Below are 22,192 nucleotides of genomic sequence, written 5' to 3' on the forward strand. Positions count from 1 at the left end.
TAACGCTGGCTGCACTGAAGGCGTCCTTCAGTGCAGGCGGGCGGGGCGAGTGGTGGCGCGTCATCCGAACACCTCGCGGTAGTCCTCTCGTGTCCACAGCTCCTCGTGGGTGCCGACCGCGCGCAGCCGCCCGTCCTCCAGCCACACCACGAGGTCGGCCTGCGCTGCCGTCGACAGGCGGTGGGTCACCACCAGCCGGGTCCGGCCGCCCGTCCGCGCGAGTGCCGTGCCGATCCGCATCTCAGTCACCATGTCCACGCTCGAGGTCGCGTCGTCGAGCACCAGCAGTCGCGTCGCCTGCCACGACCGCGCCAACCCGAGCCGCTGCAGCTCACCGCCCGACATCGGCGCGTCGACAAGAGGCGTCGCGTAGCCCTCCGGCAGGCGGGACACGAACTCGTGGGCGTACGTGGCCCGCGCGGCCTGCTCACCACCGGGCCCGATCGCCGCGCCGACGGTCGCCCCCACCAGGTTCGGCCGCTCGAACGCGCACCCGACGGCCGCACGCAGCTCCTCGTGCGACAACGACGTCAACGGCACCCCGGCCAGCAGCACCTCGCCGGCGGACGGGTCACGCAACCGTGCCGCCACCGAGGCGAGCACCGACTTCCCCGCCCCGGAACGCCCCACCACCGCCGCGACGGCCCCGCCCGGCACGACGAACGACACGCCGGTCAGCAGGGCGTCGACCGACACGCCGCGAAACTCGAGAGAACCGGCGTCCGCGGGCAGCACGGCCGTCCCGTAGGACACCGGTGTACCGGCCAGCACCTCGCCGACCCGCTCCGCACCCGCCCGTGCCCGCGCCAACCGGCCGAACACGCCCGTCAACCCGCCGAGCCCCGCGCCGAGCATCGCGTACTGCCCCGCCGCGAACAGCTCACCAGGTGTCAACCGCCCGGCCGCGAGCCCCCAGCCTCCGGTCGCCAGAACGGCCACCAGCACCAGCGGCCCCACCACCGCCCCCTGTGCCGCCGACGACGACAGCACCCGCCACGTCCGCATGCCCTCGTCGTGCAACGCGGGCAGCGACGACAACACCCGCCGCTCCTCCTGGGCGACCGTGCCTGCCGAGGCGATCGTGCGTACGCCCGTCAACGACTCGGAGAACCGCGCGGCGAGCCTGCCCTGCACCGTGAGGTACGCGGACACGACCGCGGCGGTCCGCAGCGTGAACAGCCGCAGCACCACGGCGACGAGCGCGACCCCGGCGAGGAACGCCACCGCGAGCCAGAAGTCCAGATACACCAGCATCACCAGGCTGCCGACCGGCGGCAGCAACGCCATCCACACCGTCACCACGACCGGCCCCGCGTTGGCGGCCTCCGCGGCGTTGCCGGACACCCGGCTCACCAGGTCCCCGGTCTCGAACCCGTTGCGGGGCCCGACGGACAGCACGTGCCGCACCACCCGGTCCCGCAGCCACGCCGTCGTCCCCGCCACGCACGCCGTCCCGGCGTACGCGTCGACGAGGTCCACGGCGATCCCCAGCACGACCAGCCCGGTGGCCAGCCAGAACCACACCGGTGACCCGCCGCCCACGATCGAGTCGACCGCACGTCCGAGCACCACCGGCAACGCGAGGGCGCCGAGGGTGCCGAGCAACGCGCTGACGCCGATCACCGGCAGCCAGCCTGCCGACCTGCGGGCTGTCTGCGCGAAGGCAGTCACGGCGTATCCTTCCCGAACAAGGGCAGCGGTCCCGGACAAACGCCAGTTGTCCGGGACCGCTCCCGATCTTCTACGCCGAAGCGATGCTCGCTCCGCCTGTGGCGATGCTCAGCCTGCTCCGCTCAGTGGCGGATCAGTGGCAGATCAGCAGGCTCAGGCCGGAGCTGCCGTCGCACAGGGTGAGCGACAGGTTCGACGGGCACGAGTGGCCGGAGGCGCTGCTGCCACCGCCGCCACCGCCGCCACCGTTCGCCGGGGCCTGCTCCATGCCCTGCAGGTCGAGAAGTGCCATTGTTGGCTCCTTTTTCGGGGGATTTCCTACTGACCCACGCCAGCCGGCGTGGGGGTCTGTGGTGGCTCGCCCGGCCGCGCGACCGCGTCGCGGGTCGGCGCGAGCAGTGGGGCGTGCACCGGCTGGTCGTGCAGTGCCGCGCCGAGCGCGAGCAGCACACCGGCGGTGCCGGTCGCGAGGTCCATGGACAGCCGCAGCAACGCGTTCCCGGGGAAGGCCATGCCGTCGCCGTAGGGCAGCGCGTGCCACGCGAGGTTGCGGACCTGCCTGGCCACGTCGGGGTCGTTGGCCGGGTCGGCGGAGCGCCCGGCGAGGTAGAGCAGCATGCCAGCGCGACCCGTGAGCAGGCCCGTGAGGATGTACATCTCCGAGCGCGCGGTGCGGGCCACCGCGGCGGCCGCCTCCGCGAACTGCTCGTCGTGCCTGCGGCGGAGGTACTCGTCGAGCACCATGCCGATGCCCGCGCTGCCGCCGTCGAGGTAGGGCATCGTCCGCCAGCCCTCGTTGACCTCGATCGTGCCGTTGTCCCGCGTGATGCACCGGCGCAGGTCGAACCGCAGCGCCTCGGCGGCCGCGTCGAGGAACGCCACGTCGCCCGTCTCGTCGTACGTCCTGACGAGGAACAACGCCGCGCCCGACCGGCCGCGGAACAGGCCGACCCACGGCTGACCCGAGCCGCTGACCGGGTACTCCGCCGACGACTCCTCGGGGACCTGTGCCGCCGCCACCAGCTCCGCGGCACGGTGCGCCGCGCCGCGGAGCGCAGGCTCACCCGTCGAGTCCGCGAGGTGCAGCAGGTTCAGCCCGAAGCCGGACACACCCGCCTTGAGGTCGTGGCCGACCGTCTCCCAGTTCTCCTTGAGGAAGATGTCGACGACGTCGAGCGCCTCCTGCCGGTAACCGAGGTGCGCCAACGTGAACGCGGCGCCGTGCAGGCCGTCGTACAGCCCGAGCCGGGTACCGGTCGGCGGGTTGGTCGCGTGGCTGACGAGCCAGCGCTCGTACTCCTCCACGCGGCCGCCGCCGGTGACGTCCATGGCGTAGAGCACGCCTGCGGCGCCGTACGCGAGGCCGAGCCCGCCGACCCCGAACTGCTGCGGGTCACCGGGGAAGAGCCGGTCGTCCCGCTCGGGGGTGGCGCTCGCGCGGATCGCGCGGACGAGGTCGTCGCGAAGGGACGGCCACCGCGCCGGATCGGGTTCGAGCCGGGGGCTCGGCAGGTGGGGGGTGTCCGGCGGCACGATCATGTCCTGCGCGGGCAGCAGGTACTCCCGTGACACGGGGAAGTGCTCGGTGATGATCTCGGTGAAGTGCCGCGCCTTGAGCCGGTGCAGGCCGAGGAGGTTGGTCATCGGCAGGAAGATCGCGAACTTCAGGCAGGCCAGCGCGTAGTCGTCGATGTCGAAGCCGTTGACGTCACGCGGCGGGGCGAAGCCGGGGTTGTTGAGGCCGGGCCGGGTGGCCTCCTCGACCGGGGAGGCCACCTCGTAGTCGAGCAGCGCGATCGTGTCGTCCTCGCGGACCACGATGTTGAACAGGTGCAGGTCGCCGTAGACGATGCCGCGTTCGTGGACACCCGCGATGGTCTCGCTGATCTGGCGGTGGATGTCCATCGCCCAGCTCGTGAACGACGCGTACTTCTCGGGTGTCGCGGTGGGGTCGATCAGCGGGTATCTCAGCGTGATCGCCTTGCCGAGCACGTCGCCCTCGACGTGTTCCATGGCGAAGAACCGGTGCTCGCCCACCCAGAACAGGTCGTGGACCTTCGGGATGCCCGGGATGCCCGCGAGTCGCACCAGCGTCTCGTGCTCGCGTTCGAGCCTGCGGACCGCGTCGTGGCGCCAGGAGTCGAGACCCGCGTGGGGACGGGCCTCCTTGAGCACGACGCGCTCGCCGGTGCGGTTGTCGGTGCCCGAGTAGATGCCGCCGCCGTTGGAGAAGTGCAGGACCTGCTCGATCGTGTAGGGCAGGTCGGTGAGGCTGACCGAGTTGCGGGCCTCGAGGTGCGGCTCGAGGAAGGCGGGCAGCGTCACCCACGGCGGCACGCGGAAGACGGGGTCGCGCCTGTCCGGCACGAGGTTGCCCTCCGGGTCGGCCATCGCCTCGACCACCACGCCGGTGTCGTCGACCATGTACCGGGTGGAGAAGGCGCCGTACCTGACGAACAGCGGGCCCTTCCCCCAGCGGAGGTCGCTCAGAATGTACGGGCTCGGTTCACCCACCAGTTGGTCACCCAGTTCGGTGAGTATCTTCTCGCAGGCTTCGTCGTTCTCCGGGTAGACGGTGACGAGTTTTCCCGCGAACCCGCGTGGTGCGTACTTCGCGACACGGGCGAGCAGGGCGGAGCTGGACCTCAGGAACTTGAAGGAGATCCCACGTGGGACGCAGTAGTCCCAGACCGCGTCGAGCACGCGGTCGGCGTTGTCCATCGTCGCGGAGGCGTGGATCTTCCAGCCCTGAGCCGGGATCGCCTGTCGCACGGGCGGGTTCACGACCAGCCAGTCGTCCTGCGGGTGCAGCGTCCAGCCTTTCGGCAGGGGCCGCGCGGCGGTGGCGAACGACTCGCCCGCCGTGTCCTCCGAGTGCATGGCGTCGTAGAAAGAAGGGTCTGCCATGCAGTACGGCTGATAGTCCTGGTCCATCCCCGGTTGCTCCGCTCGTCGGAACCGAATCCGACAGCAATCGTGCGGCACGGGCACTAGGCGGCATTAGTGCAAACCGTCACCGGCAAACCACGCGATAGTCACATTTTTACGCGATTAACTCGACTAGGTGACGCCCTATCGTTTGGCGGCGTCACGGAGCGCGTCGAGCAAACCGGCGAGCGCGGGCTGGCCGACCGACGACTCGCGGACGGCCGCGTAGATCGACCGCACCGGCTCCGGGTTGCGCACGCGCCGCACCACGACGCCGGGATGCCGCTGGCCCAGCCCCAGACTGGGGATGAGGGTCACCCCGAGACCGGCCGCGACGAACCCCTGCGCGGTGGCGTAGTCGTCGCTCTGCACGACGAAGTTCGGGTTGAACCCGGCGCAGGCGCAGGCGGCGAGCATCCGCTCCATACACGGTCCGGCGGCCAGCTCGTTGTTCACCCACGGCTCCTCCGCCATCTCGGCGAGGTCCAGCACCCGCTGCCCCGCGAGGCGGTGCCCCTTGGGCAGCACGGCGTGGTATGGGTCGTCGAGCAGGTGCACCAGCCGGATGCCGTCCGGCGGCTCCTCGTGCGCGGGCACCATGATCGCGAGGTCCGCGTCGCCGTGCACGATCTCGGCCAGCTGGTCGGCCGGGTTGTTCAACCTGAGGTCGACCTGCACGCGCGGGTGCTCGGCACGCAGCCTGGCCAGCGCGGGCGGCACCAGCGCGGCACCAGCGGTGGCGAAGTACCGGACGGCGAGGCGTCCCGTGCGGCCGGCACGCAGGTCGGCGAGCGCGGTCTCGGCCTCGGCGACGTGCTGGCCGATGATGGCGGCGTGCTCGGTGAGCAGCCGTCCCGCCGCGGTGGGCCGCACCCCGCGCCCGACCCGCTCCAGGAGCGGCACGCCCGCCTGCCGTTCGAGTGCCGCGATCTGCTGGCTGACCGCGGAGGGCGTGTAGCCGAGGTTCGTGGCCGCGGCCGTCACCGAGCCGCTGGTCACCACGGCTCGCAGCACCTGCATCCGTCGCACGTCGAGCATGTAGCTCAGCTTAAGGGTGCGGCCCGGACGTTTCAGCGGGTTGCTACGGTTGTGGCATGAGGGTGGTGGTCTTCGGCGCGACCGGCATGGTCGGCCAGGGCGTGGTCAGGGAGTGCCTGCTGGACGCGGACGTGTCCTCGGTCGTCTCGGTGGGACGCACGGCGAGCGGGGTGCGCGACCCGAAGTTCCAGGAACTGCTGACCACCGACCTCCTCGACCTGTCGCCCTTCGCGGCCGAGCTGTCCGGGGTGGACGCGTGCTTCTTCTGCCTCGGCGTGACGTCGACGGGCAAGTCCGAGGCCGACTACCGCCGGGTGACCTACGACATCACCATGGCCGCGGCGTCGGCGGTGGCGGCCCAGAACCCGTCGGCGACGTTCGTGTACGTGTCCGGAGTGGGCGCCGACAGCACCGAGAAGGGGCGCACCATGTGGGCACGGGTGCGTGGCGAGACCGAGAACGCGTTGCTGGCGACGTCGCTGCGGGCCTACGTGCTGCGGCCCGGCTTCATCCAACCGCTGCACGGCGCGACGTCGAGGACGACGCTCTACCGCGTGCTGTACCGGGTGCTGGGCTTCCTGCATCCCTTGCTGCGCCTGCTGTTCCCCAAGCACGTGTCCACGACGGAACAGATCGGCCGCGCGATGCTGGGCCTGGCCCGCCACGGTTCACCGGAGCGAATCCTGTACAGCAGGGAATTCAACGCGATCAGTCCATAGTGGGCAGTAACCCGCGTGCCCGTTCGTGGCTGAGTCCGGTGGCCTGCAGGAGGTCGACGGCGACCGACCGAAGCTGGGCGGTGACCACCCTGGCCGAGAACCCGGCGTCGGCGAGGTCGTCGACACCGGTGGCCGCGGCACGGATGCTCTCCCGCACCGGCGCGGCACTCCCGTCCCCGGCAAGCATCTCGGCGAGGTCGTGAGAGGCGGCCGCGAGTGCCCGCAAGGCGGCGGGCAGCGCGGGCGGGAACGTCTCGTCGTCGGTCAGGGCCGACCGCGTGCGCCGCAGGAGCACCCTGCTGTTGCGCAACGCGAGGTCGATCAGTTCGGCGGCGCTGGCGTACCTGCCGACGGCGTGCCGCTCCCGCCGGTGCAGCGGCGAGATGGCCGCGATCTCCCGCGCGGCCTGCAGTGCGGCACGGAAGTCCTCCCCGACGGGCTGGGTGCGCGCCCGCCGAAGCGCCACGACGGCGACCTCGCGGTCCTTGGCGTCGATGGCGTCCGCGGCGGCGACGAGCGCGGCCGACAGCTCCCCCAGCAGCTCCCGGCCCCGCTTGTCGAGCACGTCCCTCGGGTCACCAGGCATCAGTGCGACAGCGGCGATCCCCAGCAGTCCACCGACGAGTGCGTCGACCATCCGGTCGAGCCCCGCGGTCCCGCCCGGCGGCAGGAGGGTGGCCACGAGGATGGCGGAGTTCCCGGCCTGCAGGGTCACGAAGGTTCCGCCACCCAACAACACCGCGACGGTCATGGCCAGACCGAGCACGAGGGCGAGCTGCCACCACCCGCCGCCGATCCACGAGATCAGGAGGTCGCCGACCCCGATCCCGAGGCTGACGCCCACCACGAGCTCCACGACCCGCCGCAACCGCTTCTGCCCGAACCCGACCCCGATGCAGATCACGACGGCCATGGGCGCGAAGAACGGTCTGCTGTGCGAGAACACCTGTGTCGCCACCAACCACGCGACGGCCGCCGCCACACAGCACTGCGCGATCGGCAATGCCATGAGCCGCAAGGCATGCACGCGCCGACGCAAAGCGACCCGATACCGCACCGACCCAAACCGCACGCGATCACGCTAGACGACGCACCCGCGCTCCGCTCGGGTCGGGTTTGCCTGTCCCACGGGCGGGTACGCCTCCCGTGGTTGCCCCAGCCGGAGAGAGGTCATGCCATGAATCGCCCGATCGATCCTGACAGAACACGTCTGGACCTCAACCCCGCCGCAGAGCCGCCGCCCCGGGTCCAGCCACCTGTCGCCGCACAAGGGTACGAGGAGCGGTACGAGGAAGCCGCCGCGCCGCGGTACGAGCAGCCGATCGACGAGCAGCGCTACGAGCAGCACGTCGCAGGCCAGCCGGTGGTCGAGCAGGAGCGGGTCACGGGTGACCCCGACCAGCGGCGGCGGCGCACCGTCGGCATCGTGTGCACCGTCATCAACGTGCTGTGCGCCGTGTTCGCCGTGGTCCTGGCGTTACACATCATCCTGGTCCTCGGCTCGGCCAACCAGAGCAACGGCTTCGCCGGGCTCATCAACGACTGGTCGTCCGCCGTCTCGCTCGGCCTGCGCGACCTGTTCGTGCCCGCCAACGAGAAGATCCGCACGTTCCTCAACGACGGTCTCGCCGCCATCGCGTGGCTGGCCATCGGCGCGCTGCTGACGTTCCTGATCCGCAGGTTCGCGCTCCCGGTCCCCCGCCGCGTGTCGCAGTACCGTCGCGTCACGCGCTGACCAGCCCCACAGCTCATCCCCCTCAGTCCACCGCGGTCTCCGCGGTGGACTGAGGCACGCGCAGGGGCCGCAACCGCGCCCACAGCACGAAGAGCCCGCACACGACCAGCATCACGATGCCGGTCCACAGATTGATGTTCACCCCGCCCGACCTGCGCACCTCGTCGTCGGTGACGAAGAAGGCCCCGAGCACCGTCAGGACGATCCCGTAGACCCCGAGCAGCAGGGCGATGATCAGCCGGACGTCGAAGGCGGACGTGGTTGTCTCCTCGCTCATGATCCCTCCCTCAGAAGATGATGTTCAAGGCGATCGTGATGACCAGGACGATCCCGGCGAGCAGCCCCGGGTTGCGGTACCAGCCGGCGTCGTCGCCGGTGACCTCGCGCTGACGGTCCTCCTTGGGCGTCAGCGAGTACACGAGCCCCGCCAGCTCGGAGACCGGCTTCGGCTGGGTGACCGCGGTGACCGCGACACTGACCACGATGTCGATCACGAACGCGGCCCCGGCGCCGACGAACGCCGCGCCCTGCCCCGGCAACGTCCACACCCCGCTCTCGGACAGCACGAACACGACGATCGCGGAGACCGTGCCGGACACGAGCCCGATCCAGCCCGCCGCCGCCGTCATCCGCCGCCAGAACATGCCGAGGATGAAGGTGGCGAACAGTGGTGCGTTGAAGAACGAGAAGAGCTGTTGCAGGTAGTCCATCAGGTTGGCGTAGGTGGAGGCGATGAACGCCGTGCCGATGGCGAGCACGGTGGCGATGGCGGTGACGACACGTCCGATCCGCAGGTAGTACCCGTCCGGCCGGTCCTTGCGGATGTACGCCTGCCAGATGTCGTAGGTGAACACGGTGTTGAACGAGCTGAGGTTGGCCGCCATGCCTGCCATGAACGAGGCGAGCAGCCCCGCGATGGCGACACCGAGCATGCCGTTGGGCAACAGGTCACGCATGAGCAACAGCAGCGCCTGGTTGAACGTGGCCCCGCTCGGCGCGGCGTCGCCCGCCATCAACGCGGCCTTGTTGTCGCCCTGCAGCTCGGTGACCGCGACCCCGGCGATCATGCCGGGGATGATGACGATGAAGGGGATGACCATCTTGGGGAACGCGCCGATGATGGGCGTTCGCTGTGCGGCCGACATGCTCTTGGCCGCCAGTGCCCGCTGCACCTCGACGAAGTTCGTGGTCCAGTAACCGAAGGAGAGCACGAACCCGAGCCCGAAGACGATGCCGAGCACGGAGAGCAGGTTGTCGGAGAAGCCGGTGAGCTGGTTGCCCGGCCAGCTGTCCAGCTGCTCCGCGCCACCCGGCCCCGCGGTCACCTTGTCGACCAGCCCCTGCCAGCCGCCGACCTTGTACAGACCCACGATCGTCAGTGGCAGCAACGCGCCGACGATGACGACGAACTGCAGCACCTCGTTGTAGATGGCGGCGGACAACCCGCCGAGGGCGGTGTAGCTGAGCACGATGGCGGCGGCCACGACGACGGAGACCCAGAGGGGCCAGCCCAGCAGCAGGTTGACGACCGAGGCGAGCAGGAAGAGGTTGGCGCCCGCGATGAGCACCTGTGCCACCGCGAAGCTGATGCCGTTGACGAGGTGCGCCGGTTTGCCGAACCGCCGGAGCATGAACTCCGGCACGCTGCGAACCTTTGAGCCGTAGTAGAAGGGCATCATCACGACGCCAAGGAACAGCATCGCGGGCACGGCGCCGATCCAGAAGTAGTGCGCCGTCGGCATGCCGTACTCGGCCCCGTTGGCCGACATCCCCATGACCTCGATCGCCCCGAGGTTCGCCGAGATGAACGCCAGACCCGTGACCCAGGCGGGCAGGGACCGCCCCGACAGGAAGAAGTCGATGCTGCTCGACACGTGCCGCCGAGCCATGTACCCGATACCGAGAACCAGGACGAAGTAGAAAGCCAGTAGGACGTAGTCGACCGCGTTGGCATCGAGCCGCAGGTCCGCCGCCATTGTCTGCAACTTCAGTCACCTCCCAAAGCCACTGCGACAAGCAAACACCACATGTGATCGCCCCGCGCGACGAACAAGATCGGCAGTACGTCAGTCGGGCAGCAGCGGCACGGAGAGCCCCGGATCGCGGCCGAGCAGCACGGCCCGGGTGACGGCGAGCGACCCGAACCGGTCGCGCACGTGGTCCACGGCCGAGTCCAGCGCGCCCGGCTCCACGTCGTCGAAGGGAAGCATGAGCTGTGCGGCGTCCTCGTCGTCCAGGTTCGCGAGTGACACCCCGACCAGCGTGCACCCGCGGTCCAGCAACATCGGCAGCACCGCCCTGAGCAGCCCGCGTGCCGTGACCAGCAGCACCTCGGTGTCGGCGGTCGCGTGGACCAGCGTGTGCGACCTCGTGGCGCGGGCGAAGTCGGCGAACCGCAGGCGCAGCACCACCGTCCGCGCCGACCGCTTCGCCGCGCGCAGCCGCCGCGCCGTCCGGTCGATCAGCTGCGCCAGCACGGCCTCCAGGTCCTCCGGCGTGTGCGTCGACCATCCGATGGCCCGCTGCGCGCCGATCGAGCGACGACGCCTGCCGACCCGGACCGGGCGGGGGTCCTGGTTGTGCGCCAGCGCGTGCAGGTGGCGCCCGGAACCCTTCCCCAGCATCGCCGTCAGCGTCGACTCGCTGAGCTTCGCCACCTGGCCGACCGTCGTGATGCCCCGGTCGCGCAGCTTCGCGGACGTCACCTTGCCGACGCCCCACAACCGCTCCACCGGCAACGGGTGCAGGAACTCCAGCTCGCCGGTCGGGGGCACGACGAGGAGGCCGTCGGGTTTCGCGACCCCGCTCGCCACCTTGGCCAGGAACTTGGTGCGTGCCACGCCCACGGTGATCGGGAGCCCCACCCGCTCCATGACGGCCCGGCGCAGTCGCTCGGCGATCAGCTCGGGTGGACCCGCGATCTTGCGCAGGCCGCCGACCTCGAGGAAGGCCTCGTCGATGGAGATCCCCTCCACGAGTGGCGTGGTGTCGCGGAAGACCTCGAACACCGCCTTGCTGGCCGCCGAGTACGCCGACATCCTCGGTGGCACCACTATCGCCTGGGGGCAGAGCCGCAGCGCGCGTGCGCCGCCCATCGCCGTGCGCACGCCGAGCCGCTTGGCCTCGTAGCTCGCGGCGAGGACCACGCCGCCGCCCACGATCACCGGGCGGCCGCGCAGGTCCGGGTTGTCCCGCTGCTCGACCGACGCGTAGAACGCGTCGAGGTCGGCATGGAGGATCGTCGCCTCACTCACGAACATATGTTCGCATCAGCCACCGACGAAGAGTAGCCCTTCCGGGTCGACAACCTTCCTGACCTCGGACAACCTTGCCGCGGTCGCACGATCACGCAGGGCGGGCAGGGACGGGTCGTCGTCCGGCGGGCCGTAGCTGAAGGCGGCCGCGCGGCCGACGGCGAACGGCGCCGCGGCGGCGAACACCTCGTGGTGCGCGGACCGTGCGGCCTCGACGTCCTCCGCCGAGGACAGCACCCGCAGGACGTAGGCGGCACCGCGGAAGGGCACCGCGTCGGGGACCTCCGGCGTCCGCGCCATCGCACCGCCCAGCTGGCGGATGTCGACGATGCACGGCACCGGCGCGGTCGGGCCGGCGAGCGTGCGCACCGCGTCCAGCAGCGTGGGCGGCAGCTCGCCGAGCAACACGTTGTCCCCCACGTAGGGGTGCGGGAAGTCCGGCTCGCCGTAGATCGAGCCGACCTCGGTGGCCGGCACCTCGCCCACCCGGTCGACCAGCGGGCCGATCGCACGCAGCGGGGCGAGCAGCGCCGGGTCGAGCGGTTCGGTGCTCGCCAGCCGGACGTGCAGGACATGCCTGCCACGCAAGGGTTCCGGCACCGCGTCGATCGGCGGCAGCCCGATCATGCCGACCGACGCCGTCAGCGTGTCCCGCGCCGCGGCCGTGAGGTCGCGGAACGCGGTCAGCACGTCCGCCGCGTGTTCGGCGTCGAAGTGCAGGCCGCCGCCGTGCACGACGGGCAGGGGCAGCAGCGCGATCTCCATGCCCGCCACGAGACCGAGCGGCTCGCCGCCGCCACGCAGCGCCCAGAACAGGTCCGGCTCGCTCGTCGCGGTGACGCGGCGGAGCCTGCCGTCGGACGTGACCACGTCGATCGCGCGCACGTGGTCGGTGGCGTACCCGAACGTGCGGCCCAGCAGCCCGAACCCGCCCGCGAGCGTGAACCCGACGGCGCCGACCCCCGGCGACGAGCCGACCACCGGGGCGAGGCCGTGGGCTGCCGCCGCCTCGATCACCGCCGAGCCGCGTGCCCCAGCCTCGACCCACGCGGTTCGCGCGTCCGGGTCGACCCGGACGCCCGACATGCGCCGCGTGGTCACCAGCAGGCCGTCGGCAGGCACGCGGATGCCGTGCCCGGTCGCCTGCACCGCGACACGCAGGCCGCGGTCGCGGGCCTGGCGCACCGCCTCGGCCAGGTCGTCGGCACTCGATGCCGCCACGACCATCTCGGGTTGGTGCCGCACGAGCGTCTGGAAGCCGGCGATCTCGTCGTCATACCCCTTGTCACCTGCGAAGAACGTGTCCATGACGCCACTGTGGTCCCGAACGTGTCATAAGTCAAAGATCTGGATCACATCTGATGTATAATCGATCGTTATGGAGATCCGACAGCTCCGCTACCTGGTCACGATCGTCGAGGCGGGCGGTTTCACCAGGGCGGCCGAACGCGTGCACGTCGCGCAGCCGGGGGTGAGCGCGCAGATCCGCCTGCTCGAACGCGAGCTGGGCCAGGAGCTGCTCGACCGGTCGGGCCGCGGTGTCAGCCTCACCGACGCGGGTGCGGCCGTGCTGCCCTTCGCGCGTGCGGCCCTACGTGCCATCGACGACCTGCGGGAGGTCGCCGACGAGCTGGCCGGGCTGATGCGTGGGCACGTACGGCTCGGCATGGTCACGTCGTGCGGCGTGCCGGACATGCCCCTGCTGCTCGAACGGTTCCACCGCGACTACCCCGGGATCGACATCACGCTGGTCGAGGACGACTCGCACGCCCTCGTCGACCAGCTGCGCGACGGCACGCTCGACGTCGCGCTCATCGCACTGACGAGGAAGGACCCCGAGGGGCTCACGCTGTCGGTGATCGCGGACGAGGCGGTCGTCGCCGCGGTCGGGTACGGCGAGCCGTTGAGCGACAGGGAGTCCGTCGGGCTCGGTGCGCTGGAGGAGCACACGTTGATCAGCATGCCGGTGGGCAGCGGCATGCGTGACGTGCTGGACGAGGCCTGCACGGCGGCTGGCGTGCGCCCGAGGATCGGCCTGGAGGCCACGAACCCGAGCATGCTCGCCCGACTTGCCGCGCGGGGACTTGGTGTCGCGATCGTGCCGGAGTCGACCGCGGACGAGCACACGGAGACGGTGCACAAGGTGCGGATCGTCCGCCCGTCACTCCGTGGCCGATTAGCCATGGCCTGGCGGACAGAGGGTCAGCGGAGCACCGCGGCACGGGCGTTGGTCGAGCTAGCGGGCGGTGTCCCGACGTGATCCCGTTCCACGTCGACATCCCGGAGGCCGAGCTGACCGACCTGCGGGGAACGGTTGCTGCGCACCAGATGGCCCGACGAGGAGCCGGCTGACCGACTCCCCAGCCGTGAGGTGAGCGAGTGGTTCGCCAACGCCGACAGCCGGGGTTGTTCGTCGAGGAGGTGCGCCAGTTCTTCCGACTGGTGAGACGAAGATGATCATGGGCGCCCCTGACAGTGTGGTCACGGGTATGGTCATCCGGTGCATGTAGACCGACTGGACCCTGATCGGGCCGGGGCCGCGCCGAACCTGTTGGCAGAGCGTGGAGTGGTGGGCCGAGCGGAGACCACGGCGTGAGCGGACGTGGTGGGGCCGAGCCACTCGACGAGGTCGACAGTCAGCCACGCGGAGAGCTGTTACCCGTGCTGTGGAGCGGTTCCTCGCCTCGGGTCGGGTTGCTCGAGGCCGTGCCGCACTGGCCGATCGCAGCAGGCCGACTGCACCTTGCGTTGGCGGTCGTCGCACCGACGCCCCGAGACACCATCGGGATGTTCCACGTGACGCACGAACAGATCGGGGAGCACTCCTTCGACGCACTGATGGCAGAGGCCCTCGAGAACCTCGCCGGCCGGCTGACCGTGGAGGGACGCGAGACCGACGACGGAGAACTGCTGTCCCTGTCCGGAACACTCGTCTCCGCCGCCGTCTGCCTGCCCGACTTCTACCGGCGGATCTCCGAAGCCCTCGGCACCCAACGACTCGTCGTCGGGCTGCCCTGTCCCGACGAGGTGTACGTGGCCGCCGCAGGGTCCGCTCTCGAACCCGTGATCCACCGGATGGTGCGTGAGTCGGAGTACCCGACCACCGAGCTCGTGCCCGCCGTGCTGTCGATCTCGGGGGACGACATCGACGTCGTGACCGAGCGGGAGCTCACTTCGTGACGGTCACCAGCCAGCCGGGGTGGTCCGTCGTGCCGGACATGTCGATCTTCGTGCCGCTGACGAACGTCAGGCTCGTCGACGCGAACACGTGCTGCAGGTCGCCGTCGCCCTTGCGGTAGAAGCCGGACGGGTTGCAGTCCTGCACGTTCGGGCTTCCCTGGTAGCGCAGGTTCATGTCACCCGAGACCACCGTGGGACCCGTCATGGCGGCCGCCCGGTTCAGCAATTCCTTGCACTGTGCGAGCGCAACCGAACCCGTGCGTGCCGAAAGATGCGTCGTGCACGCGCTCACGCCGCCCGCGGGCAGGCACGCCCACACCCGCATCTCGTTGCTGGTGTCCTGGGCCGAGTAGCGGCCCGTCGTCGGCGAGGTGCCCGCCAGCGCGGACACCACCACGAGAATGTTGCCGTACTGCTGGCCGTTCGTGCAGGTCACGGCAGCGCCGGCACGTGTCTGGGCCGCCACGAAGACCGCCCGGGACGCCCCCATCGCCGCCTGTAGCCGCGTCACGTCACCGGAGCAGGCCTCGTTCACCGACAGGACCTGCGGCTTCGTCGAGCCGATCACCGAAACGGCCTTGGCCATCACGGGTTCGGCGCCCGTGTAGCAGCCCGCCACCCCGCTGTGGCAGATGTTCAGCTGGAGGATCTTCACAGTCGTCGCCGCCGACGCGGGAATCGCGGCGACCAGGAAACCGGACACGAGCAGCAGTACTCCGATGACAGTCCGCATGCGGCAATATGACCAGAGCACTTACATGTGTGGCAAGTAACAAACAGCCTCCAGACTCGGTCAATCTGTCCCGAGCCAGGCGGCCACATCGACCCGCAACCCGCGGGGAACCACTGCACGCAAGGAACTCTCCAGGTCGCGGACCCGCTCCTCCCCCAGCCGGGCCACCCACTCCGCGTGCAGCACCTCGAAGATCGCGGCCGACCGGTCGAGCATGTCCACCCCCAGCGGCGTCAGGCGCACGACCTTCGCCCGTCCGTCGTACGACGACGCCGCCCGGTCCACGTATCCCAGGCGCGCCAACCGGTCCACGGTCTTGCCCGCCGCCTGCTTCGACACGCCCAGGCGACGCCCCAGCTCCGCGGAGGTAACACCCTCCGTGCCGATCGCCTGCAACGCGAACCCGTGCGCGGGCCGCGCCCCCGGATGCCCCTGCCGCGCCAGTTCCTCGTGCAGCCGGTCGATCAGCGCACGGAAGCCCCCGAACAGCAGCAGCGGCAGCTCATAACCCGACGTCACGGTGGCCATTGTCAAACTAGACAACCATGTTTACTATTTAGTCAACCACGTTGTCCAAATTGCCGGGAGGCATCCATGTACGTCGACCACACCACCGAGACCGCGCCCGAGGCGGCCCGCCGCACCCTCGTCGCCACCGAGAAGCGCTTCGGCTACCTGCCCGCCGCGGTCGCCCGGCTCGCGGAGGCACCCCTGCTGCTCGACGGGTTCCTCAAGCTCACCGCCATGTTCGAGGCCACGAGCCTCGACCCGCTCGCCCGCGAGACCGTGGTCATGACGATGGCGACCCGCAACGGCTGCCACCTCTGCGTCGCCATGCACACCGCGAAGCTGCGCGGCCTCGACGCCGACCCGGCGCTCGTGGCGGCGTTGCGCGAGGACAAGCCCCTCCCCGACGAACGCCTCCAGGCGCTCCGCGACTTCACCCACGCGGTGATCGACACCGCGGGCGACGTCCTGGACACCGCGCTCGAGGCGTTCGAGGCCGCCGGGTTCACCCGCCGTCAGGCACTCGAGGTGGTGCTCGGCATCGGCACGTACACGATGTCGACGTTCGCGAACCGCCTCACCCGCGCGCCGCTCGACGAGCCGCTGACCCCGTTCGCGTGGACGCCTGCCAGGTGAACACCACCAGTGGGTAGAGGTCGACGGCGAACTCGAACTCCTGCCGCCACCCCTCCTGCCGGTACATCGTCGCGGCCGGCGCGTCGGGGTGGGTGGCGAGCCAGGCGGCGGGGAACTCGTCGACGTACCTGGTCAGCAGGGCGCGGCCGATACCGCGGCGCTGGTGACCCGGGTCGACCATCAGCTCCGCGACGGTGACCGCGGGCGCGACCAGCCTGCGCACGATGTCCGGCGTGGCGGCCGCGGCCAGCGCGTCGTCGAACGGTGAGCCGGACGCCAGCTCCGCACCCGACGGCCAGCCGTAGACCACCCCGACCACGGCGTCGCCGTCCGACACGACGACACCGCTGACGCCGGGGTTGGCGAGGTGCCGCTCGAACCGGTCGTGGAACCCCAGCAGTCGCTCCTCCGACTCCAGCCACGGCGGCGTAGAGAAGCACAGGCGGTAGAGGCGTTCGAGCCTGCGCGCGTAAGTGGCCAACCCGAACGCATCCACGGCCCTGACGGCGATGGCACGGCTCACATCCCGCAGGCTATCCCCGAATCAGTGGTCGTCGCCGCCGTGACGGCCGCCGCCGTGGTCATCGCCACCACGATCGTGACCACCGTGCCGGTCGCCACCCCGGTCGTCGTCGCCACCACGGTCGTCACCGACCCGGTCGTCGCCACCCCGGTCGTCCTGGTCGACCCGGGTGATCGCACCCGTCCGGGCGTCGACGCGGACGTCGTGGGTGACGCCGTCCGGCGAGATGACCTCGACCTTCCACTCGGGACGGCCGTGCTCGTTCTCGGCCTCGACCTGGCGGACCGTGCCGCCGAAGCGCCCGAGGGCGATGCGGCTCGCGTCGTCGGACGACAGCAGCACCGGCGCCGGGGTCGAGTCGGTGGACGTGGTGTCCGAGGGCGGGGTGAAGGTGGGTTCCGACGTGGCCGAGTCCGGCGAGGTGGAGAACGTCGAGTCGTCGCTCGTCGTGGTCACCCGCGCTGCCGTGTCGGTCGGCGTCGCACCGGAGGACAACGCGAAGGCGGTACCCGCGGTGAGCGTCAACGCGCCGGCGGCAATGGCTCCTACAAGCAGTTTCCGTGTCATGCCGACGACGATGCCCGCGCCGGGCCTATACCCGCGCTGCCCCGCGGTTAACGCGGCCCTAAGAGGTCGACGACCACCCGCAGCCCGCCGAGCGGGGACCGTTCGAGCCGCACCGACCCACCCGTGCGTTCCCCGGCCCTGCGCACGATGTCCAGCCCAAGCCCGGTGGACCCGGCCCCGCTCACCCCGCGCCGCACGACACCGCCGTCGGGCAGCCCGGGCCCGGCGTCCTCCACGGTCAGCACCGCGCCGCCGTCCCTCGGGCTCAGCGCCACGCGGAACGCCGTGCCGTTGGGGGTGTGCGCGAAGATGTTGCCCAGCAAGGCATCCACGCACGCCTCGAGGTCGGCGCGCGCGAGACCGACCGGCAGCGGACCCGGCGCGACCGCCACGGTCAGCTCCCGCTCGGTGTCCTCGGCGAGCACCGCCCAGAACGCGACGCGGTCCGCGACGACACCGGCCGCGTCGGCGGACTCCGGCGCCGCGCCTCGACGCCGCGCCTGCGCGATGACCTCCGAGACCGCGCGGTTGACCGCGTCGACACCGGCCCCGACTCGTGCCGCGGCGGCGGGGTCGGCGAGGGCGTCGGCCTCCATCCGCAGCGAGGTCAGCGGCGTGCGCACCCGGTGTGACAGGTCGGCGATCGTCTCACGTTCCTCCCGCAGCGCCTCCGCGATCCGCCCCGCGAGGCCGTTCAGCGCGGTGGCGACCACGCCGAGCTCCGCTGGAGCGGTCGTGTTCGCGCGTGCCTCCAACTCGCCGCGCCCGAGCCGGTGCGACACCGCCGCGAGGTCCACGGTGGACCGGACGAACGTGCGCGCGAGCCGGTCCGCGACCAGCAGGCTCACCAGCAGCAGTGCGACGCCGAGGCCGCCGAGCAGGAGCCACGCCCGTGGCACGCCACTCGCCAGTTCGGTGTCGGACACGAACGTGCGGATCACCGCGGGTGATGCGCCGGGCCGGTCCACCGAGAACACGATCTCCCGTCCGCCGGAGACCTCACCCGACTGGCTGATCCCGTGCTCGGCCAGCGTCACCAGCGACGACCGCGATGCCCGCGCGCCGAGCACGTCGCCGTCGACGAACACCGACACGTCGTAGGGCGAGTTGGCGTCCACCTCCCGGACGCTGGCGGCGAGCGAGGACCGCTCAGTGGTGACGACGAGCGAGGTCAGCTCCTGCGCCTCGACCGTCGCGCGCTGCACGGCCCGGTCGGCGGCGACGTTCTCGACCAGCAGGGCGAGCGGCACGAGGAACGCGACCAGCACGAGCGTGGTGGCCGCGGCGACGAGCAGGAGGACACGCCTGCGCACGGTCAGACCTCCGGCGGCGCGAGCCGCACGCCGACGCCGCGGACCGCGTGGAGGTAGCGGGGTGCCTGCGCGGTCTCGCCGAGCTTGCGGCGCAGCCACGACAGGTGCACGTCGACCGTCTTGTCGGCGCCGCCGTAGGGCAGCTGCCACACCTCGGTCAGCAGCTCGCGCTTGCCGACCACCTCACCGGCCCGCGCGGCGAGGTAGTGCAGGAGGTCGAACTCGCGGGGCGTCAGTTCGAGGGTGCGCCCGTCGAGGACGGCCTGGCGGGACCGAGGGTCGACGGTGAGGCCGCCGACGGTGGCCGTCGGGTCGGCCTGCTCACCGCCCCTGCGGCGCAGGACGGCGCGGATGCGTGCGTCGAGCTGCGCGACGCCGAACGGCTTGACCACGTAGTCGTCGGCACCCGCGTCCAGCACGGCGACGATCTCGCTCTCGTCGTCCCTGGCGGTGGCGACGACGACGGGCACGTCGGACACGCCGCGCAGCATCGCCAGCATGGCCGTGCCGTCGAGGTCGGGCAGCCCGAGGTCGAGGACGACGACGTCCGGCCGCGCGCTGACCGCCTGCTCCAGACCGGCCATGGCGGTCGGGGCGGACACCACCGCGTGGCCGCGGTCGGTGAGCCCTCGGATGATCGACGAGCGGATCGTCGCGTCGTCCTCGACGACGAGCACCTGGGCCATGGCTTCAGACCGTAGCGGTTCACCTGCCCTTTCTGTCCGCACATAGGACGACGTTAGGGGTGTCTTAACGTCGCGGCGGGCATACTGCGTGACGTGCGGGTGACGACTGGGTTCGTGTTGTGGGCCGTGGCCGCGGTCGCCGCGACCGCGGTCGGGCTCGCGGCCGTGTCGGCCATCGGGACCGACATCTTCGGCGCGGGGCAGGAGCCGCTCAGCCAGTCCGAAGTGGACCAGCTGCTGGCGAGCCAGACGCAGGCCCCTTCGTCCACGCCGCCGACCACGTCGTCATCGACCGCACCGACGACGACCACGACTCCGACACCGCCCGCCGCCCAGCCGGTGGCGACGCCGACCTCGGGGGGCACGGTCATGTCCCACTGCACCCCGGAGGGCCTCGTCGCGGTCGACTCCGCGACGCCCGCGCAGGGTTACCAGGTCGGCAGGGAGGACCAGTTGGAGGACCACCCGCACGTGACGTTCACCGGCGGCGGGCGGGAGGTCGAGGTCCGGCTGCGCTGTGTGAACGGCGTGCCGAACGCCGAGATCAAGTACGACAGGTGAGCCGGAACCGGTCGGCGAGGTCGTCGGCCACGGCCACGGCATCGGCGTCGCGGGTGCCGTCGATGTCGACGACCGGGAGCCCGAGTTCCTCGGCCTGCTCCGGCCAGATCAACGGTGGCCAGACGTCCGTTGCGCGTTGCCGGACCAGTCGACGATGACCGGTCGGTCGTTCGGCGGCACGAGCAGGTCGTCGACGAGCAGACCCATGGTCTCGCCGTGCCGGGAGGCCATCCGCTCGAACCTCTCCGACGAACAGTCTTGTCCTTGTCCTTGCCGCGCGGGCGAAAATGGATTGTCGGGTCAGGTCAGGCCCACCTTCGCCTCCAGCCGGTCCAGACGCTCCAGCAGCGGCTGGAGTGCCTGACCCATCGCGGCCGCGACCCCGCCGGTGTTCGCCTGCAGGTGCACGTAACCCGCGAGTGCCGCGGAGACGACCTGCCGCACCTGCCGGGCCTCCACCCCCAGCCCACGCAACAGCTCACCCGCGGCGCCGTCCGGCTCGGCGACCAGACCGAGCAGCAGGTGCTCGCAGCCCACGTAGTTGTGCCCGAGGGTGAGTGCCTCCACGACCGTCAGCTCCAGCGCGTTGGCCGCGGTCGCGCTGAACCTGGACGTGCTCGTCTCCGCCCGGTCCGTGGGCAGCTCCCGCACCTGGCGGAGCACCGAGGACGGGTCGACGTCCATCGAGGTCAGCACGTGGAGTGCGAGGTTGCCGCCCTCGGTCAGGATGCCCAGCAGCACGTCGCGGGTGCCGATGTCGGCCGCGCCGCGCTCCTGCGCCGCCGAGATGGCGAGCTTCAGCACGTCACGGGCGCGCTGGGTGAACGACGTCAGCCCGACCAGCGGCTCACCGCCCGAGAGATCCCGGACGGACCTGATCGCCGACACCCGCTTGACCGACTGCTCCAGTGCACGCTGGCAGATCGCGGAGACCGGCAGCCCGATCTCCTTCACACTCTCGGCCAGGTCATCCGGCAGGTACACGTTTATCTTTGGCATGACCCCATGTATACCCCCTCTACGGGTTACACGACAACCAGGGTTGGTGAGAGGAGTCCCCGGCGGGCCAGCGCGGGCCGCACACCCTCGCCGAACCAGTACGCCTCCTCCAGGTGCGGGTACCCCGAGAAGATGAACTCCTCGATGCCGAGCGCGTGGTATTCGGCGATCCGCTCGGCCACCTCCTCGTGGCTGCCGACGAGCGCGGTGCCCGCACCGCCACGCACGAGGCCGATCCCCGCCCACAGGTTCGGGTAGATCTCAAGGGAGTGCGCGCCGCCGTCGTGGGAGCCGTTGTGCAGTGCGACCATCCGCCGCTGTCCCTCCGACTCGCTCGCCGCGAGCTGCTCCTGCGCACGCCGGAACTGCACGGGATCCAGGGCGTCGAGCAGCTTCTGCGCCTCGTGCCACGCCTGCTCCCCGGTGTCGCGGGAGATCGTGTGCAGGCGGATGCCGAACCGGACGTCCCGGTCACCGGCCAGGCCACGCACCCGGCCGATCTTGTCGGCGACCTGCGCCGGTGGTTCGCCCCACGTGAGGTAGACGTCGGCGTGCCGGGCCGCGACGGGCAGCGCGGCAGGCGAGGACCCGCCGAAGTAGACCTGCGGCAGCGGGTCGGGCGGAGCCAGCAGTGTCGCGCCCTCGACCGACAGGTGCTCGCCCGCGAAGTCGAACGGCTTGCCCGTCCACACCCCGCGCACGATCGACAGGAACTCGTCGGTCCGCGCGTAGCGGGTGTCGTGGTCGTGCCAGTCACCGAACCGCCGCTGCTCGACGGCGTCCCCGCCGGTCACGACGTTGAGCAGCAGGCGACCGCCCGAGATGCGCTGGTAGGTGGCCGACATCTGCGCGGCGAGCGTCGGTGAGATCACGCCGGGCCGGAACGCCACGAGGTACTTCAGCGTCCGCGTCTCACGGATGAGCGCGGCCGTGGTCAGCCACGCGTCCTCGCACCACGTGCCGGTCGGGGTGAGCACACCCTCGAAGCCCAGCTGCTCGGCCGCGCGCGCGATCTGGGCCAGGTAGTCGATGTCGGGCTTGCGTGCCGCCGCCGGGCCGATGGACTTGTCGGCGTGGAAGCGTTCCACGATCGTGCGGCCGTCGCCGGTGGTGGGCAGGAACCAGTGCAGCTTCACGGTCAT

25 protein-coding genes are annotated in these 22,192 nt (G+C 71.0%); 6 read left to right on the forward strand and 19 right to left on the reverse strand.

Annotation, left to right across the window (positions count from 1 at the left end; translation table 11 throughout):
- Window positions 1–60: 60 nt before the first annotated feature.
- The 4 genes from CLV71_RS09740 to CLV71_RS09755 all read right to left on the reverse strand — a co-directional run bounded on the left by CLV71_RS09740 (window position 61) and on the right by CLV71_RS09755 (window position 5,637).
- On the reverse strand, window positions 61–1,671 hold the full coding sequence (locus tag CLV71_RS09740; RefSeq protein ID WP_133902307.1) for an ABC transporter ATP-binding protein: 1,611 nt from the start codon (window positions 1,669–1,671) through the stop codon (window positions 61–63).
- Window positions 1,672–1,804: 133 nt separating this feature from the next.
- Entirely contained in the window at window positions 1,805–1,963 is a 159-nt protein-coding gene (locus CLV71_RS09745; protein WP_133902308.1) for a SapB/AmfS family lanthipeptide, read from the reverse strand.
- Between the two features lie 26 nt (window positions 1,964–1,989).
- Window positions 1,990–4,605 (reverse strand): class III lanthionine synthetase LanKC, encoded by a 2,616-nt coding sequence (gene lanKC, locus CLV71_RS09750; protein ID WP_133902309.1) that lies wholly within the window; start codon window positions 4,603–4,605, stop codon window positions 1,990–1,992.
- 138 nt (window positions 4,606–4,743) lie between these two features.
- Window positions 4,744–5,637: a LysR family transcriptional regulator gene (locus CLV71_RS09755; RefSeq protein ID WP_133902310.1), complete on the reverse strand. Its 894-nt coding sequence runs from the start codon at window positions 5,635–5,637 to the stop codon at window positions 4,744–4,746.
- A gap of 56 nt (window positions 5,638–5,693) precedes the next feature.
- Between CLV71_RS09755 and CLV71_RS09760 the strand changes: the two genes are divergently transcribed.
- Window positions 5,694–6,356 (forward strand): NAD(P)H-binding protein, encoded by a 663-nt coding sequence (locus tag CLV71_RS09760; protein ID WP_133902311.1) that lies wholly within the window; start codon window positions 5,694–5,696, stop codon window positions 6,354–6,356.
- On the opposite strand, the gene CLV71_RS09765 is transcribed toward CLV71_RS09760, so the two are convergent.
- Window positions 6,346–7,365 (reverse strand): FUSC family protein, encoded by a 1,020-nt coding sequence (locus CLV71_RS09765; protein WP_133902312.1) that lies wholly within the window; start codon window positions 7,363–7,365, stop codon window positions 6,346–6,348. The two genes, CLV71_RS09760 and CLV71_RS09765, sit on opposite strands and share 11 nt — an antisense overlap.
- 168 nt (window positions 7,366–7,533) lie before the next feature.
- Between CLV71_RS09765 and CLV71_RS09770 the strand changes: the two genes are divergently transcribed.
- Window positions 7,534–8,091 carry a hypothetical protein gene (locus tag CLV71_RS09770; RefSeq protein WP_243866329.1) on the forward strand — a complete coding sequence of 186 codons (558 nt, stop codon included), beginning with the start codon at window positions 7,534–7,536 and terminating at the stop codon, window positions 8,089–8,091.
- Window positions 8,092–8,113: 22 nt separating this feature from the next.
- On the opposite strand, the gene CLV71_RS09775 is transcribed toward CLV71_RS09770, so the two are convergent.
- The 4 genes from CLV71_RS09775 to CLV71_RS09790 form a co-directional block, all read right to left on the reverse strand.
- Window positions 8,114–8,368, reverse strand: coding sequence for a hypothetical protein (locus CLV71_RS09775; RefSeq protein ID WP_133902313.1), 255 nt, complete (start codon window positions 8,366–8,368; stop codon window positions 8,114–8,116).
- A gap of 10 nt (window positions 8,369–8,378) precedes the next feature.
- Entirely contained in the window at window positions 8,379–10,067 is a 1,689-nt protein-coding gene (locus CLV71_RS09780) for a sodium:solute symporter family protein (RefSeq protein WP_133902563.1), read from the reverse strand.
- Between the two features lie 90 nt (window positions 10,068–10,157).
- On the reverse strand, window positions 10,158–11,351 hold the full coding sequence (gene dinB / locus CLV71_RS09785) for a DNA polymerase IV (RefSeq protein ID WP_133902314.1): 1,194 nt from the start codon (window positions 11,349–11,351) through the stop codon (window positions 10,158–10,160).
- Between the two features lie 9 nt (window positions 11,352–11,360).
- Window positions 11,361–12,653: an FAD-binding oxidoreductase gene (locus CLV71_RS09790; RefSeq protein ID WP_133902315.1), complete on the reverse strand. Its 1,293-nt coding sequence runs from the start codon at window positions 12,651–12,653 to the stop codon at window positions 11,361–11,363.
- A gap of 70 nt (window positions 12,654–12,723) precedes the next feature.
- On the opposite strand from CLV71_RS09790, the gene CLV71_RS09795 reads away from it, so the two are divergent.
- Window positions 12,724–13,605: a LysR family transcriptional regulator gene (locus CLV71_RS09795; RefSeq protein ID WP_133902316.1), complete on the forward strand. Its 882-nt coding sequence runs from the start codon at window positions 12,724–12,726 to the stop codon at window positions 13,603–13,605.
- Window positions 13,606–13,937: 332 nt separating this feature from the next.
- Window positions 13,938–14,525, forward strand: coding sequence for a hypothetical protein (locus tag CLV71_RS09800; protein ID WP_133902317.1), 588 nt, complete (start codon window positions 13,938–13,940; stop codon window positions 14,523–14,525).
- Here the strand turns inward: CLV71_RS09800 and CLV71_RS09805 are convergent.
- On the reverse strand, window positions 14,515–15,258 hold the full coding sequence (locus CLV71_RS09805; protein ID WP_133902318.1) for an endonuclease/exonuclease/phosphatase family protein: 744 nt from the start codon (window positions 15,256–15,258) through the stop codon (window positions 14,515–14,517). The two genes, CLV71_RS09800 and CLV71_RS09805, sit on opposite strands and share 11 nt — an antisense overlap.
- Window positions 15,259–15,318: 60 nt before the next feature.
- Window positions 15,319–15,786, reverse strand: coding sequence for a MarR family winged helix-turn-helix transcriptional regulator (locus tag CLV71_RS09810; RefSeq protein WP_133902319.1), 468 nt, complete (start codon window positions 15,784–15,786; stop codon window positions 15,319–15,321).
- Between the two features lie 66 nt (window positions 15,787–15,852).
- Here CLV71_RS09810 and CLV71_RS09815 point away from each other — a divergent pair, with 66 nt between their 5' ends.
- On the forward strand, window positions 15,853–16,401 hold the full coding sequence (locus tag CLV71_RS09815) for a carboxymuconolactone decarboxylase family protein (RefSeq protein WP_133902320.1): 549 nt from the start codon (window positions 15,853–15,855) through the stop codon (window positions 16,399–16,401).
- On the opposite strand, the gene CLV71_RS09820 is transcribed toward CLV71_RS09815, so the two are convergent.
- Genes CLV71_RS09820 through CLV71_RS09835 form a run of 4 tightly spaced genes read right to left on the reverse strand, consistent with a single transcriptional unit; the run spans window position 16,343 to window position 19,490 of the window.
- Entirely contained in the window at window positions 16,343–16,924 is a 582-nt protein-coding gene (locus CLV71_RS09820) for a GNAT family N-acetyltransferase (RefSeq protein WP_166664020.1), read from the reverse strand. The genes CLV71_RS09815 and CLV71_RS09820 overlap by 59 nt on opposite strands.
- A gap of 21 nt (window positions 16,925–16,945) precedes the next feature.
- Entirely contained in the window at window positions 16,946–17,491 is a 546-nt protein-coding gene (locus CLV71_RS09825; RefSeq protein ID WP_133902322.1) for a PepSY domain-containing protein, read from the reverse strand.
- A 47-nt stretch (window positions 17,492–17,538) separates the two neighbouring features.
- Window positions 17,539–18,804, reverse strand: coding sequence for a sensor histidine kinase (locus CLV71_RS09830; RefSeq protein ID WP_133902323.1), 1,266 nt, complete (start codon window positions 18,802–18,804; stop codon window positions 17,539–17,541).
- A 2-nt stretch (window positions 18,805–18,806) separates the two neighbouring features.
- On the reverse strand, window positions 18,807–19,490 hold the full coding sequence (locus tag CLV71_RS09835; RefSeq protein ID WP_133902324.1) for a response regulator transcription factor: 684 nt from the start codon (window positions 19,488–19,490) through the stop codon (window positions 18,807–18,809).
- A 93-nt stretch (window positions 19,491–19,583) separates the two neighbouring features.
- Here CLV71_RS09835 and CLV71_RS09840 point away from each other — a divergent pair, with 93 nt between their 5' ends.
- Window positions 19,584–20,051, forward strand: a complete 468-nt coding sequence (locus tag CLV71_RS09840; RefSeq protein WP_133902325.1) for a hypothetical protein — start codon at window positions 19,584–19,586, stop codon at window positions 20,049–20,051.
- Here CLV71_RS09840 and CLV71_RS50115 read toward each other — a convergent pair.
- From CLV71_RS50115 to CLV71_RS09850, 4 genes are all read right to left on the reverse strand, one after another.
- On the reverse strand, window positions 20,035–20,163 hold the full coding sequence (locus tag CLV71_RS50115; RefSeq protein ID WP_279588721.1) for a hypothetical protein: 129 nt from the start codon (window positions 20,161–20,163) through the stop codon (window positions 20,035–20,037). The two genes, CLV71_RS09840 and CLV71_RS50115, sit on opposite strands and share 17 nt — an antisense overlap.
- Entirely contained in the window at window positions 20,160–20,282 is a 123-nt protein-coding gene (locus CLV71_RS50120) for a hypothetical protein (protein ID WP_279588722.1), read from the reverse strand. Before CLV71_RS50120 ends, CLV71_RS50115 begins: the two co-directional genes overlap by 4 nt.
- Before the next feature lie 69 nt (window positions 20,283–20,351).
- Window positions 20,352–21,050 (reverse strand): Clp protease N-terminal domain-containing protein, encoded by a 699-nt coding sequence (locus CLV71_RS09845; RefSeq protein ID WP_133902326.1) that lies wholly within the window; start codon window positions 21,048–21,050, stop codon window positions 20,352–20,354.
- A 26-nt stretch (window positions 21,051–21,076) separates the two neighbouring features.
- Window positions 21,077–22,192, reverse strand: coding sequence for an LLM class flavin-dependent oxidoreductase (locus tag CLV71_RS09850; RefSeq protein ID WP_133902327.1), 1,116 nt, complete (start codon window positions 22,190–22,192; stop codon window positions 21,077–21,079).

It is taken from the genome of Actinophytocola oryzae (genome assembly GCF_004364325.1).
GTDB classification, from domain to species: Bacteria; Actinomycetota; Actinomycetes; order Mycobacteriales; family Pseudonocardiaceae; genus Actinophytocola; species Actinophytocola oryzae.

Bases quoted from the DNA above. Each gene is read 5' to 3' on its own strand.
- CLV71_RS09745 (WP_133902308.1), bottom strand. From the start codon at position 1,963: ATGGCACTTCTCGACCTGCAGGGCATGGAGCAGGCCCCGGCGAACGGT.
- lanKC (WP_133902309.1), bottom strand. From the start codon at position 4,605: ATGGACCAGGACTATCAGCCGTACTGCATGGCAGACCCTTCTTTCTAC.
- CLV71_RS09755 (WP_133902310.1), bottom strand. From the start codon at position 5,637: ATGCTCGACGTGCGACGGATGCAGGTGCTGCGAGCCGTGGTGACCAGC.
- CLV71_RS09760 (WP_133902311.1), top strand. From the start codon at position 5,694: ATGAGGGTGGTGGTCTTCGGCGCGACCGGCATGGTCGGCCAGGGCGTG.
- CLV71_RS09765 (WP_133902312.1), bottom strand. From the start codon at position 7,365: ATGGCATTGCCGATCGCGCAGTGCTGTGTGGCGGCGGCCGTCGCGTGG.
- CLV71_RS09770 (WP_243866329.1), top strand. From the start codon at position 7,534: ATGAATCGCCCGATCGATCCTGACAGAACACGTCTGGACCTCAACCCC.
- CLV71_RS09775 (WP_133902313.1), bottom strand. From the start codon at position 8,368: ATGAGCGAGGAGACAACCACGTCCGCCTTCGACGTCCGGCTGATCATC.
- CLV71_RS09780 (WP_133902563.1), bottom strand. From the start codon at position 10,067: ATGGCGGCGGACCTGCGGCTCGATGCCAACGCGGTCGACTACGTCCTA.
- dinB (WP_133902314.1), bottom strand. From the start codon at position 11,351: ATGTTCGTGAGTGAGGCGACGATCCTCCATGCCGACCTCGACGCGTTC.
- CLV71_RS09790 (WP_133902315.1), bottom strand. From the start codon at position 12,653: ATGGACACGTTCTTCGCAGGTGACAAGGGGTATGACGACGAGATCGCC.
- CLV71_RS09795 (WP_133902316.1), top strand. From the start codon at position 12,724: ATGGAGATCCGACAGCTCCGCTACCTGGTCACGATCGTCGAGGCGGGC.
- CLV71_RS09805 (WP_133902318.1), bottom strand. From the start codon at position 15,258: ATGCGGACTGTCATCGGAGTACTGCTGCTCGTGTCCGGTTTCCTGGTC.
- CLV71_RS09810 (WP_133902319.1), bottom strand. From the start codon at position 15,786: ATGGCCACCGTGACGTCGGGTTATGAGCTGCCGCTGCTGCTGTTCGGG.
- CLV71_RS09815 (WP_133902320.1), top strand. From the start codon at position 15,853: ATGTACGTCGACCACACCACCGAGACCGCGCCCGAGGCGGCCCGCCGC.
- CLV71_RS09825 (WP_133902322.1), bottom strand. From the start codon at position 17,491: ATGACACGGAAACTGCTTGTAGGAGCCATTGCCGCCGGCGCGTTGACG.
- CLV71_RS09835 (WP_133902324.1), bottom strand. From the start codon at position 19,490: ATGGCCCAGGTGCTCGTCGTCGAGGACGACGCGACGATCCGCTCGTCG.
- CLV71_RS50120 (WP_279588722.1), bottom strand. From the start codon at position 20,282: ATGGCCTCCCGGCACGGCGAGACCATGGGTCTGCTCGTCGACGACCTG.
- CLV71_RS09845 (WP_133902326.1), bottom strand. From the start codon at position 21,050: ATGCCAAAGATAAACGTGTACCTGCCGGATGACCTGGCCGAGAGTGTG.
- CLV71_RS09850 (WP_133902327.1), bottom strand. From the start codon at position 22,192: ATGACCGTGAAGCTGCACTGGTTCCTGCCCACCACCGGCGACGGCCGC.